The following is a 13,824-nucleotide window of genomic DNA, read 5'->3' on the forward strand; positions in this document are numbered from 1 at the left end:
TTTGGATTATGAATGAGGAGGATTTTAAGCGGAGAACAAAGCAGCTAGCATTGCGAGTAATCCGCTTAGTAGAAGCTCTTCCGCAGAGCCGAACGGCAGATGTAATTGGCAAGCAGCTAATCCGTTCAGCAACATCTGTGGGAGCTAACTATCGGTCAGCTTGTCGTGGTAAGTCAACCGCCGATGTCATTGCTAAACTCAGCTTGGTAGAGGAAGAAGCCGATGAAAGTCTTTATTGGATGGAACTTATTGTTGAGGTTGGTTTATTACCACTGGAAAAAGTGAGCAATTTGATGTCAGAAAACACCGAAATTCTTGCAATGACAGTTGCATCAATTAAAACTTTACGTAACAAATCCAAAATCCAAAATTTAAAATCCAAAATATGATTACAGATAGCGAAATTCGCGAACAAGGATACATCTACTTTCTGGCTGAAGCCCCAGAATTAGTTCAAATTATTGAGCAAGAACTATTTAGCTTGTCGGAAGGTTATAGTACTGCTAAAGTTCATAACTTAATGCGAGCTACTCATACGCTTAAAGGTGGTGCTGCTAATGTTGGGCTAGAAGTAATTAAGATGATTGCCCATTTTTTAGAAGATGTATTTAAGGCTCTCTATAATCCCAAAGTGGTAGTTGATGCTGAATTACAAACACTTTTGTTACAAGCTTATGAGTGTCTGAGCATTGCATTAAATACTGAGCTAATAGGTAGTACTGTTAACGACCAAGAACTTATCCATCGAGCAACTTCAGTGTTTTCACAGTTACAAGAAAAACTGGGTGATGCTTTTGGTGCTGACTCTCAGATTCCCACTTCTGAAGAATTAGGATTTGATATTGTGCAGTCGGTTTTTGAAACGGGAGTAGAGCAACGTTTAAATAGCATTGCTGACGCTGTTAAAAATCCACCAAATGATACTGATTTGATTGAGTTTTTACACTCTCAAGGTGAGGTATTTTTCGGCTTGGCGGAATCTCTCAATTTACCTGGATTGGGAGAAATTGCCCAAACCATTCTATCAGCATTGCGAGCAAATCCCACCCAGGTGCGGCAAATTGCAGAAATTGCCCTTGCAGATTTACAAAAAGCACAAGAATTGGTACTAAAAGGCGATCGCACATCTGGTGGAGAACCTTCTCCAGATTTACGAAAACTCGCAATAGTTGTAAGTAATGAGTTATCTGAAGAATTACAGAATAATTCGTCTCCTGGCATATATATCATCAATGAAGAACAGTTTTACCAGTTTCTCACGACATCTGATAACAATAATAATGAATCGGTTAATCCCACAACTGCCAAGTTTTATTTAAAAGTAATTCGCTACATTTTTGGCTGGTTTAATCACCAGATGCGAATCCCAGAGTCAGAACTTAATTTGACATTACTGGTTCCCACATTAGAAATAAAAAGTCTACTTAATTACATCGAAAACTGGCTGAAAAATTTTCTCGATTTTGTTCAAGATAAAGAAGATAGTCCAAGTCTTTGTATTTATCGACGTGGGATCATCTTAATCATCCTATTTGCAGTCGCAAAGTTTCAATATTCTCTGAAACCATCTGACAGCTACCTCTCAGGAATTAAAATATTACAACATCAAATTTATAAATTAGCAAAAGAATATAAAAATTATCCTCCTGTGACTGGCGAAGAAAAAAATTGGTTGGATAGTCCTAAGTTACAAACACTATTAGTGATTCAAGAGATATCTCAGCCAACTGATAACTTGCTAGAAGCAATATGGGGAGAAGAAGCTAACCAAAATCTTGCTGTTGAAGTCGTGAAGACCGCGAGTAATGACTCTTCAATAAAGCTTGATTCCTTAACTGTCAGTGAACAGTTAGTTGCAGATGTTCCTGAAACAGCTATTGAAGTCATGCCTGATATTTCTACACAAATCAATAAAGAAATAGAAGATCAATCACAGTATGTTCAAACTAAAAATTTTCGCCAACCTTCATTTATTCGGGTAGATACAGAAAGACTGCAACACCTCAACTATCTAGCAGGAGAATTGCTGATTTACCAAAAACGGCGTAGTTTGCAAGATGAACAAGTCAAAGAAATAATTGAGCAATTAATCAAGCAACTCAATAGACATCAAACAACTTTAAATGAGTTACGCGATTTACCATTACAAATACTAAATATTACTTCACAAGAAACGCAAAGTTTTGCAGTGAATTTTGACTCTTTGGAAATGGATGTATATACAGAGTTTCATCTGACATTGCATGAAGCAATAGAAGAGACACTGCAACTACAAGAAACTACAGAATCTCTTGACTTGCTCGTGACACAAGCTGCTCAAATTAGTGACAAACAAGAGAATTTAACTCTTAATATTATAGATAGTTTAGTAGAAGCACGAATGTCGCCCTTGGGCAATATCTTGAATCGCTTCCCTCACATGGTAAATAAGTTAGGGAATGTTCATGCCAAACTTGTAGAATTGAAACTTACTGGTGGTGAAGTACTGGTAGATAAAGCGATCGCAGAAAAGCTCTACGATCCCTTGTTACACTTAGTACGTAACGCTTTTGACCACGGTATTGAAACTCCACAAGTGCGCCGACAGCTTGTTAAACCAGAACAAGGTTTAATCGAAATCTGCGCCTATCATCAGGGTAGCCAAACTGTTATCGAAGTTCGTGATGATGGTCAGGGACTAAATTTAGACAGAATTCGCAGAAAAGCTGCTGAATTTTATCCCATACAAACTGAAGAAAAAACTAGAGCTTATGCCTCTAGTCTAGCTGAACCTGAACTTTTAGATTTGATATTTTTACCGGGATTTTCTACTGCTAATAAAGTGAGTGAAATTTCTGGGCGGGGGATGGGTTTAGATATTGTGCGTACTCAGATGCACGCACTTAACGGCTCTATTTCCGTTCAATCTTTACCCAACCAAGGAACAATATTCATACTCAAAATTCCTTTTTCTATGACTACAGAAAAGTTAATGCTAGTTCAAGCCAAAGGTGTTGTTTATGGTCTGCTTTTGGACAGTATTGAAAAAATATTGATTCCCTCTGAACAACAGATTAAAGAAATTGAAGGTAAAAAAGTCTTACTTTGGAACACAGATAATGATGAGACTATGGTCAGCCTCCGTCAACTTTCAAAGTTGATTGATTATAATGATTCATTCTTGAATAGTACTACTCCATACAACACATCAAATACTCAAGACTCAAGTGTAGCGAAAAATCCTGTGATTTTGCTCCGACGAAATCAGGCAAAGGTTGCTTTAGAAGTTGACCAAATAATTGGTGAACAAGAACTAGTAATTAGACCTTTAGGAAATGCGATCGCACCGCCAAAATACATTTATGGTTGTAGTAGTTTAGCTAATGGCAATCTCATCTTAATAATTGATGCTTCGTTGCTGGTAAAATCTAGCGATATCCAACAAACAACACTTAATATCAGAGCGCTACCAGTCGCTTCAGCTTCTTCCACAAATCAAAAAGTCTTGCCAATATCGGGACATACTTTTTCATCTACACCATTACTTGCTGCATCGACTTCCACAACAACCGTAGAAACCATAGAAACCCAACCCAGTTATTCTCAAGAGCCAGATAAGAAATCACCAAAAGTTGTTTTAGTAGTAGATGACGCAATTAGCCTCCGGCAGACTCTTTCTCTGACTCTGCAAAAATTTGGCTATCAAGTAATACAAGCTCAAAATGGTGTAGAAGCTCTAGAAAAGTTACAGTTACATCCTGAGATTCAAATTGTTGTCTCCGATTTAGAGATGCCACGAATGAACGGTTTTGAGTTATTGAGCAATTTCCGTCAATACACAAACTTCGCAAAAATACCTGTGGTGATTCTTACTTCTCGTAGCGCTGAAAAACATCGCCAACTTGCCCAAGAATTGGGTGCAAAGGCTTACTTGACCAAGCCTTTTTTAGAACATGAGTTTATCTCTAAAATTAAGGAGTTAATTAACAGTAAGACAGATGATTTAGACAATTTACTAATAGTAGCAAATCACTGATATTTTTTGAAATGCCATCGCCTTAACTAGCAGGTAGATTATTTGGATCTACACCTATAGAACGTAAATACTGGGCTAATTGTTCAGCCCTTTGTTGTTCTTGTTCAGCCCGCGATCGCTCCTGTTGTACCTGTTCTGCATCTGTCAAATAACGTTTTCCTTGCTCGTCATACCAACATAAAAATTCCTGTTGTATGCCGCCAATTACAGCTTGGTGTCGTCCAATACCTAACCCCAACTCTGGCATCAAATAGGGTTCACCTATTTGTAGTTGGTAGTTGCCATCGATCAACTTATACACTTCAAAGGGTTGATGTTGATCGCGCCGCCAAAATTCAGGGTTATAAATTACGTAGTACAGTACACCGAGTTTTCTGTATATATCTAGCTTCTCGTCGTATTCACCCCCTGGGGTGTGCGATACCATTTCTAATGTGAAGATTGGAACTATCCCATTTTCTTCCCAAACTGCGTAACTTTTGCGTGATTTGCCTCCCTTTTTTCGTTCTACTCCCACACTTAAAAAAGCATCTGGCACTACAGCTACTCTGGGATTTACTCCTGTGGTGTGATACACTCCCATATCTACTCCAAAATACCAATCCATGCGATTTGCCCAAATGGAGTTGAGTAAGAAGAGTAAAATATTGGGCAAAAAGTTTTGGTCTTCGTTATCCACTGGTGTATCGTCTGAACAGGGAAGTTCGTCAGTCGTCGGTAACGCATTTTTGAGATCAGGTGAGAGCATAACCGTTGTCTCGCTGGCGTTTGATGCCTTTATTATAAATGAGCTAAACAATTTTGGATTTTGGATTTTAGATTGCTTCTGTGCAAAACTCTATTTGCGTGCGTACTTGAAGTCAACTTTCCAAGATAGATTTTGACTCTTCAATCCAAAATTTAAAATCTAAAATCTAAAATTCGGTGACGGAAAGTTTAGCGTTTGGGTGCAGCTTCACCAAACTTAATCAAAAGTGCGATCGCAATACTAACAAGTAAAATTAACGTCATACTCAAAGCTGAACCAAATCCCCAATTTTGGGTTGCTCCAAGAAACTGGTTATAAACTAACCGCGCCGCCGTCATACTAGAAGCACCACCGAGTAATTCTGGATCGACAAAATCTCCCAAACCTGTGATAAATACAAGCATGGAAGCAGCCGCAATTCCCGGAAAAATTTGAGGTACGGTTACTTGGAAAAAAGTTTCCACCGGATTTGCACCTAAATCAGCCGCCGCTTCTAGTAACCGCTTGTCTAGCTTTTCGAGAGAAGCATATAATATCAAAACCATGTATGGTAACAAGCTGTAACTCATGCCAATTAATACAGCTTGACTATTGTTCAGTAATTCAAAAGTAGGCAAGCCTAAATTGCTGAATAAACTGTTCAATAAGCCAGTAGGACGAAGAATGGTAATCCAAGCATAAGAACGCAGTAACGAAGAAGTCCACAAAGGTAGGACAAAACCTAATAACAGTAAATTTCGCCAACGTTGTGGCGCTATCTGAGCAATCCAATAGGCGACGGGGAAGCCCAAAATTAAACAAATGATTGTAGTGCCAAACGCAAAAAATAGCGATCGCCCAATTACTTGCAGGTAAAGAGAGTCAAATATTCGGATGTAGTTTTTGAATCCGTTGGGATTGACTATATCTCCCGGTCGGATATCTGCAACTAAACTTAACTCGAAAATTATCAAAGCTGGCAACACCAACAAAAGTAATAACCAAATCCCAGATGGTGCAAGTAATACCAAGGGTTGGAGCCAATTTACTTGTGGGCGATGCAATTCTTCTATTTTAGAAATATTATTTTTTTCCAAATTAATCACTCCTAACCCTGTTAATTTTAGATTTTAGATTTTGGATTTTGGATTGAATTTAAAATCTAAAATCCAAAATTTATTTAGCTACTGGTTAATTGAGTCCAATAGCGATCGTAAACCTCTTCAAATTCCTGTACAGGAGCAAGACGTTCACAATTTTTTAAAAGTGACTCTGGCGGAAACAAATTAACGTTGCTTTGGATTATTTTTGGCAATTGCTCAAATCCGGCGCTATTTGGTGTAGAAATGTTTAGGCGTTGACTGATTTGGGCTGCTATTTCTGGTTGCAAAATCATGTTAATCCAAGCATAGGCTCCAGCCCTGTTGGGGGCTGTTTTGGGAATTACAATAGTGTCTGTCCATAATGAAGAACCACTGCGAGGAATCACATATTTGAGTTTAGGGTTTTCTTGAGAGATTTTCACTGCATCTGCTGAATAACACATTGCTAGTAGTAAATCTCCTGCCAGGATTTGATTTTGCCAAGCGTCGGTATCAAAACGTGCGATCGCAGGTTTTAGCACCTTCAATTTTTCATAAGCTTGTTTGATTTCTTGTTCATTTTTGGAGTTGTAAGAATAACCTAGCATTCTTAACGTTGCCCCTATTACTTCTCGAACATCATTGAGCAAAGTCATCCGCTGATTAAGTTGCTCTTTATTTTGCCAAAGATAATCCCAGTCTTGTGGTGCATCTTTGATTTTTTCGGAATTGTAAAGTAAACCTGTTGTCCCCCAGTTAAAAGGGATACTGTAGCGGTTATTGCGATCGTAACTAGGATTCTGAAACCGGGGAAATAAATTCTCTAGACCGATTAAGCGATCGTGATTTATTTCTGTTAGCAAACCCTTGTCTACCATCTTCTGCACCATGTAATCAGATGGGTTGATGATACTGTAAGTGCCACCGCCACCAGCTTGCAATTTAGCCAGCATGACATCATTAGAATCATACACATCCGCTAGCACTTTCATGCCAGTTTGGGTGCTAAAGGTTTTCAATAATTGGTTATCAGTATATTGTGTCCAGGTAAAGATATAAAGTTGGTCACGCTGACTATTTGTATTAGAATTAGCACGTACTTCAGCCAGCTTCCAGCCACAACCAGCTAAAGATAAGCCAGAAAGTGCTGCAACTCCTTTTAAAAATTGGCGTCTGTTAGTCATTAAGTTAATAGTCAATCATTTTTTGTATTGTTGCCAATTGATTTTAGATATGTTTTTAATTGCAATGTTCATAGCCAGCTTAAACATTAACTTAAGTGTATATACTTGTGCAACTGTTAATAATTTACCTTTGTTCGGACTGGGGATTGGGGACTGGGGACTAGGTACTGGGGACTGGGCAAGAAATTCCTTGATTGTTTTGATTGGGGTCTGAATCCATATAAACCTCATCTATGTTGAAACCAAGAGTTTTTTAAAAGATATATTTATGTAGGTTGGGTGGAGTGAAACGCAACCCAACATTACCACCAAATTTTATGTTGGGTTACGCGATCGCTGCACCCAACCTACAAAACTACGGTTCTCAAGCTAGACGAGGTTTATTTATCCTCCCAATCCCTAGTCCCCAATCCCCAGTTCAACTCACTGTAATAACTGTTCCCGCACTCTCATTGGCCGATCTATCCACCGCACACACGGCATAAGTTCCGGCTTGTTGGACGGTAGCAAAGGTTGTGCCAGCAGACAAAATTCGTTGAATTGTCCAAGTATCGCCAGTTTGTCGATAAAGTGTCCAAGAACGAACTGGCTGATTATCTCCAGGCTGCCAACTCAGTTTGCGGTTATTAACTTGTAGTCCAATGGGTGGAGGGGGTGGTGTTGTATCTTGCCAGGGCAAAGTTGGCGGTAACGCAGGTTTGTTATAAAGCAGACTTTGAAATTTATCAGCAATTCCCTGACTATTTTCTGTCAAAACACTGAGGTTAAAGAAAATATTACCCAGTGACAACTGTCCAGCTTGGCTACGACTAATTTTCACCTGCTTTTCAATCTCATCACTCTCTCGACTCTTGTTGCTTGGTTCTGTTAAATTGTTACCAGCGTAAACGTGTCTTCGCTTTGTGTTTACCTGTGTCCACCACTGTAGCAACGCTGGATAACTTTGTTGTGCTTGATCTGTGCGCCAGTAAAGTTGAGGCGCAATATAATCAATCCAGCCTTCCTCTAACCATTTCTTCGAGTCGGCATATAGGACGTTGTAAGCATCTAACCCAGTAATACCAGCGGGTTGTCCGGGGCGATAAATCCCAAAGGGACTAATACCAAATTTAACATCGGGTTTGGTTGCTTTAATTCCCTGGTAGAGGCGCTGTACCATTTTGTTAACATTGTCCCGTCGCCAGTCGCCAAGGCTGAGAGTACCACCGGCTGCTTTATATGCAGCGTAAGTTTTGTCATCGGGGAAAGACTGTCCCTCAATGGGATATGGATAGAAATAATCATCTAAGTGAATCCCATCAACATCGTAGCGCTTCACTACATCGATGATTACGTTGTAAGCTCTATCCTGAACTATTTTCAGTCCTGGGTCCATCCAGCGTTGAGTTTTCCACAAATAAACGCTTTCTGGATTGGTAGCTGCTATGTGGGGACGGACTGTTTTGGCTGGGTCAGTGGAAGTGCTAGCGCGGTAGGGATTAAACCAAGCATGGAGTTCAATATTGTGCTTATGACATTCTGCGATCGCAAACGCTAAAGGGTCATAAAATGGTTCTGGTGCTTTCCCCTGAGTCCCGGTAATCCAAGCACTCCAAGGCTCTAATTGGGATTCATACAAAGCGTCACCCTCTGGTCGCACCTGGAAAATGAGGGCATTAAAGTTCAACGCTTGTAATTTAGTAATAATCTCGGTAAGTTCAGCTTTTTGTTGGGCAACAGGAAGTCCCGCTTTAGAAGGCCAATCACCATTCCACACAGATACTACCCATGCACCCCGGAATTCCCGGCTATGATTTACCTTTACACTACCGACAGGTGTGGGTGTTGGTGTTGGTGTTGATATTGGCGGCTGCACTAGGTAACTAGAGGCAATTTTTTCTGCCTGACCTAAATACACTAAAGCTTGATAAATAATCACTGCCACATCTGCACGAGTGGCTGCGAGATTGGGATTGAGTAATTTGATATTTGGGAAACTAACCACCAATCCAGCACTAGTAGCAATAGCTACCTGATTTCTACCATACTCAGGAATCTGAACAGAATCTTGATAAATCTGTGGGAGTTGTGAGGGGAGGTCAGATTTTATCTTGGTGGCAATTTCTAAGCCTCCTACCAAAGCAACTAAGACTTCTATTCTCGTAATTCGGTTAGCGGAACGGAAAGTTTTATCAGGAAACCCACTAAGAAATGCTTTTTCGTAAGCTGTTTGAATGGCGGCTGCTGCCCAATAATTAGTAGGTACATCAACAAAGGGGACATACTGCCGCTTCTTGGAAATTGTCCCAAATGCGTTAGCGATGATGGCAGCAAATTCAGCGCGGGTTACTGAGTTATCGGGGCGATAGACGCCGTTAGGCAACCCACTGACAATACCACGTTGGGCTAAGGCTGTAATAAATGAGCGTGCCCAATGGTTTTGAATATCCGAGAATGGAGTAGCAATAGATACCATTGTTGATTGCAGCTAGCTGGCATTGATTTTGATTTCCTTAGTTAATCTAGCAATTTTGTTGGCGATCGCTGCTGCAATGTCTTGTAAACTTTTTTGGGGACTGGGTAATACTATTCGGTTAAGGCAAGAGACGCGATGAATCGCGTCTTTGTGATGATTTATTGCATTTTTTAGCGATCTAAAATTTTCATCAAAAAACCTTAATCTAACAGCATTCTGGGGATTAGGTATTCAGAAAATTGTTCTCTAGTCCCCAATACCCAGTCCCCAGTCCCCAATCCCTAATCCCCATTCAAATAGAACGCGCATTCAATGACAGCATTACGCGTGAAATGCCAGTGAAAATAATACTGACACCAACTAGTGTGCCAAGAAGCCAGGGCGCATTGAAAGGCCACTGGAACCAAATCATTGCACCTAAAACTAGTGTAATAATGCCATCACCTAGTATCCACGTCCAGTTGTTTTGAGAGCGCAACTGGAATGCCAGAATTAACTCAAATGTGCCTTCAGTTAGCAAAAAAGTACCAAGCAACAGAGTTAGGGTGAGAACACCTGTATAAGGGTAAACAAACAGCATTATACCGGTTGCAATATAGAGTCCGCTTAATAGAAGTTTCCAAATAAAACCTCCTCGATCGCGGGTTTGAGTGGCATAAACTAGTTTTGTAAATCCGGCAAAAATCAAAATCGCTGCAATCCAAGTTTCGGCGAATATGGTGGCAAAATTAGGCACTACGATCGCAATCACCCCTAAAACACTCAGGAGAATACCAGTTATCAGCGATCCATTAACATCCTTCTTAATATCTCTAGAAATATCGGTTGTCATACAAATCTTTCCCCTATGCTCAGATTAAACTCTAAATTTAGGTTAGGGAATTTTTTAGTCAGAGGGTATAACCCATAGGTAGACTCGTCGGTATTAACTTACAAAAGTTCTGCAAGCCTGCTTAGGCGCTCATAAACAGAGATGAGGCGATCGCCTTCAAGTTCAACAGAAGTATTTGGATAATTCTGAATCGCTCCAAGTAGTGTAACTTGACCATTTTGTTTAATAGATGCACTTAAAGCGCTTCGCAATGCTTGTTGATCTAGTTGTCCTGCGGGAGGATGAACTACCTCACCAATTTGGTTAACTAAAATTGGCCCAGCCCAACTAGACAGTAAGTTATCTAAAAAGCCAGGATCAGCTTTGATTGGTGCTTTCAGTGCTTTACGAGCTAATTCTGGATCTTGTTTGGCCGCCTGTAAATAAGCTGTTAATGTCGGGGTAGTCTTGCCCGTCTCTGTAAACTGACTTAATTCTTCAACAGATATTTGCCCCTGAAAAGTACCATACTTTAAGATAACTTGCTCGGCAGCATTAGCATTAGTGGTTGAGAATAGAACAATAGCACCTATGCCTAAAGCTACTGTTTGAGTGAGTAATTTAGCGAATTTCCGATTGTTTAATCGATTGAAAAGTTGATAAATCTGCATTTTGTCTAACTTTAATAATGGTGCGGAGCCTATATAGGCAAAAAATACCTATATCTTAGTATCAAACATTTTCATCAGGCGAAACAGCATGAGGTAGTATTGATTTATCTTCATCTAAGGTTGGTGCGGGTACACCCAAATGCTTCCTTGCAGAATCTTCCGCCAGCTTTCGATCTTGATCGTTCTCGAACTGACTCTCATCTAATAAGTGAGGGTTTTTTGCCGCTTCATCTCGGCTTGGTTTATAGCCATTCTTCCACCTGTACTTCCAGTCCATAATTTGAAAAGGAGATATACTGCAATTTGATTTCTTTGTTCTTCATCGTAAGCGCTGAATGGAAAGTGATACTCCTGCTATGGGTTGAAGAGGCTGATTCAGAGGGTATAAATTTAACATCTTAGAGTAAGAATACTTCACATCGCAATATTTAATACATTAATACACGGTATAAATATTTATGAGTGGTGATCGCAAATCTTAGTATGGTCATGAACTGCGATCGCTATCTGTATTCTTCTTCAAATTTTCATTCAAAAACTATCGGCGATCGCACCACTGAATTTGATTGCAAATACTATACCTACAATTCGTGCAAAAATTAAGGCAGTGGCTCTCAAGCAATATCTCTATAGATATAAATAAAAAAAGAGCTATTTTTATAAAAATTATACCTGTAGACTCACGTAATTTAAGTTAAAAAACTTGATACTAAAAATAACTTTACCAGCCTTCAGTTTGGTTGTAATTAAAAAGTACAGCCAACAAAAAAGGGAATAGAGAAAGAGTACAAACAATGGCAACTTCTACAGACCGCGACCAACAAATTCAAAAGCTGCATGAACTAATTCAAGATATTGATTATGGTATGTTTACCACAGTCGATGATGATGGCAGTTTGCATAGTTACCCCATGTCAAAGAGTGGTGAGATTAACTCTGACAGCATACTCTGGTTCTTTACTTATGCTGATTCCCATAAGGTGACTGAGATTGAACACCATAAGCAGGTCAACGTTAGTTTTTCGTCACCCGAACAGCAGCGATACGTTTCTATCTCAGGTACAGCGCAACTAGTGGAAGACCGCAACAAGTTGCGAGAACTATGGAAGCCGGAACTTCAAACCTGGTTTCCTAAAGGTCTGGAGGAACCCAATATTGCTTTGCTCAAGGTGAATATTAACCAGGTTAATTATTGGGAGAGCGTATCGAGCTTTCAGCCACAAACAATTAGTTTTTTGACACCATCACGCCTTTAATTAATTCCTAATTCGTAATTGATAATTTGTAGTTAAGAGTTAAATTACAAATTATCAATTACGAATTTTTCACACGTGTAAGTATTTGGATAATCTTGCCAAAAATTAAGTATTTTTAATTGCAAAAAACATGGCAGATCATCACAAGAAAGATGAATCAGCCCAAAGCATCTGTTTTTACTAAGGGGCTTCCAAATAAAAAATATTCAATTAACTCTTGTGTCGCCCACCCCACAAGAGCCAGATTATCGACTGGGCGGGCAAGACGCCATAGGTGTCAAGTTAAGCTCAAACTTCCTATATCAATAAGCATTTATGCTCAAAAACTCGGTTTAAAAGGGACAAAAAACGAACTTTTTCAGGGACTTTAAGACCCCTACATCTACATGTAGTACCCATTTCAGTCGGGGTTTGTCTTGAGAAATCGCTCCACATTCCCTTGGGATTTAAGTTCGCCCAAAATGCGATTAGTGCGGGAGTATGCTTGAATTAATCCGTGATACTTCAGATTTTTATCAACGTAGAGTGTATTGAGCTTTTTGACATCAAAGCCAGTGAGAAACATATTGACGACTAACAGAATATCGGCGCGTTCCTGATCCTGAAAGTTTTCCCGATCGCGGTCTTTCATCCGCTTGGCGATGTCTTTATAGTAGGCATAGAAAGCCTGACTATCTTTGGCGGAATGTTGGGTTTGGTACATTTGGTTATAGTCCGCGATAAATTGATTCAGTTTGTCGCGGCTATGGCTACGGTTGCTTGTATCTGCGCTGATATTGAAATCAGGTTCTCCAATTAAGCCGTTTGCGTCTTGGTCTTCTTCGTTATAGCCAGGGGTAAAAATCGTGATCACTCGTAGGTCATGTAATCCCTGTTTTTGTTTGTTTTTGAACGTGTCGTAATAGGTAATTAGGGTGTCTACGCTGCTGGTGCAGAGCATCGCCGAGAATTTTCTACCGTGAGTTTTACGGTTATGGTTGGCAATAATCCAATCGACAATTAGAGAAATTCGGTCGGGATTTTCAAAGAATTCTCGGTCTAATTTTGGCTCTGTGATCAGCGTGCCGTCTTTGCGTTTGCCCGAATCTTTGACAGTGCCCCAATACTCGACGGAAAATTTAAGCACGTTTTCATCAGCGATCGCATTAGTGATCACATATTTATGCAGACATTCCTCGAATAGGTCTTTGGTAGTGCGTTTACCGTGTTCGTTGCTAGCAGCGTTATCGGCAAAGATGGGAGTCCCGGTAAAGCCAAACATTTGGGCTTGGGTAAAGAATTTGACGATATTTTTGTGGGTTTCGCCAAATTGGGAACGATGGCATTCGTCAAAGATAAACACAATGCGCTGATCTTTGAGCTTCTCCATTGCGATTTGATGGCGTTGGGATTTGACCGCTCGGTTGAGTTTTTGAATAGTGGTGACAATGAGGCGATTATCCCCAGCCATTTGGTTAACGAGTTGTTTGGTGCTATCGGTGGTCTCTACGCAGTCGGGGCTGAAATAATTAAATTCTCTGCTGGTCTGGTAGTAAGCTATTCCACATTTAACTTGCAATAGTAGTATTGCCCTTATTCTTAACTTTTCTTCCCCATTTAATAATTAACTCTCCTTGATTTAAC

Annotated in this window: 11 protein-coding genes; 3 read left to right on the plus strand and 8 right to left on the minus strand. The window is 39.9% G+C overall.

What is annotated here, in order from left to right; genetic code table 11:
• The first annotated feature begins 8 nt into the window (after positions 1 to 8).
• Positions 9 to 389 (plus strand): four helix bundle protein, encoded by a 381-nt coding sequence (locus V7L07_RS27835; RefSeq protein ID WP_334979026.1) that lies wholly within the window; start codon positions 9 to 11, stop codon positions 387 to 389.
• Positions 386 to 4,015, plus strand: coding sequence for a hybrid sensor histidine kinase/response regulator (locus tag V7L07_RS27840; protein ID WP_335062283.1), 3,630 nt, complete (start codon positions 386 to 388; stop codon positions 4,013 to 4,015). The genes V7L07_RS27835 and V7L07_RS27840 overlap by 4 nt, the downstream gene beginning before the upstream one ends.
• A 22-nt stretch (positions 4,016 to 4,037) precedes the next feature.
• Here V7L07_RS27840 and V7L07_RS27845 read toward each other — a convergent pair whose 3' ends face one another.
• The 7 genes from V7L07_RS27845 to V7L07_RS27875 form a co-directional block, all read right to left on the minus strand.
• A complete protein-coding gene (locus tag V7L07_RS27845) occupies positions 4,038 to 4,763 on the minus strand; it encodes a Uma2 family endonuclease (protein WP_335062284.1) in 726 nt (241 codons plus the stop codon).
• A gap of 188 nt (positions 4,764 to 4,951) precedes the next feature.
• Positions 4,952 to 5,845, minus strand: a complete 894-nt coding sequence (locus tag V7L07_RS27850; RefSeq protein ID WP_335062296.1) for an ABC transporter permease — start codon at positions 5,843 to 5,845, stop codon at positions 4,952 to 4,954.
• Between the two features lie 77 nt (positions 5,846 to 5,922).
• Positions 5,923 to 7,008 carry an ABC transporter substrate-binding protein gene (locus V7L07_RS27855; protein WP_335062286.1) on the minus strand — a complete coding sequence of 362 codons (1,086 nt, stop codon included), beginning with the start codon at positions 7,006 to 7,008 and terminating at the stop codon, positions 5,923 to 5,925.
• Between the two features lie 418 nt (positions 7,009 to 7,426).
• Positions 7,427 to 9,463: a glycoside hydrolase family 10 protein gene (locus V7L07_RS27860; RefSeq protein ID WP_335062288.1), complete on the minus strand. Its 2,037-nt coding sequence runs from the start codon at positions 9,461 to 9,463 to the stop codon at positions 7,427 to 7,429.
• Positions 9,464 to 9,755: 292 nt separating this feature from the next.
• The gene (locus V7L07_RS27865; RefSeq protein ID WP_335062290.1) at positions 9,756 to 10,295 is read right to left on the minus strand and encodes an HdeD family acid-resistance protein; all 540 of its coding nucleotides are present in this window, start codon (positions 10,293 to 10,295) and stop codon (positions 9,756 to 9,758) included.
• Positions 10,296 to 10,393: 98 nt separating this feature from the next.
• On the minus strand, positions 10,394 to 10,945 hold the full coding sequence (locus V7L07_RS27870; protein WP_335062292.1) for an alpha/beta hydrolase: 552 nt from the start codon (positions 10,943 to 10,945) through the stop codon (positions 10,394 to 10,396).
• A 61-nt stretch (positions 10,946 to 11,006) separates the two neighbouring features.
• On the minus strand, positions 11,007 to 11,222 hold the full coding sequence (locus V7L07_RS27875) for a bromodomain-containing protein (RefSeq protein WP_335062293.1): 216 nt from the start codon (positions 11,220 to 11,222) through the stop codon (positions 11,007 to 11,009).
• 517 nt (positions 11,223 to 11,739) lie between these two features.
• On the opposite strand from V7L07_RS27875, the gene V7L07_RS27880 reads away from it, so the two are divergent.
• Positions 11,740 to 12,201, plus strand: a complete 462-nt coding sequence (locus V7L07_RS27880) for a pyridoxamine 5'-phosphate oxidase family protein (RefSeq protein ID WP_335062294.1) — start codon at positions 11,740 to 11,742, stop codon at positions 12,199 to 12,201.
• A 400-nt stretch (positions 12,202 to 12,601) separates the two neighbouring features.
• On the opposite strand, the gene V7L07_RS27885 is transcribed toward V7L07_RS27880, so the two are convergent.
• Positions 12,602 to 13,759 carry a type I restriction enzyme subunit R domain-containing protein gene (locus V7L07_RS27885; RefSeq protein WP_335062295.1) on the minus strand — a complete coding sequence of 386 codons (1,158 nt, stop codon included), beginning with the start codon at positions 13,757 to 13,759 and terminating at the stop codon, positions 12,602 to 12,604.
• Between the last annotated feature and the right edge of the window lie 65 nt (positions 13,760 to 13,824).

The sequence above is a fragment of the Nostoc sp. genome, assembly GCF_036916985.1.
GTDB lineage: Bacteria > Cyanobacteriota > Cyanobacteriia > Cyanobacteriales > Nostocaceae > Nostoc.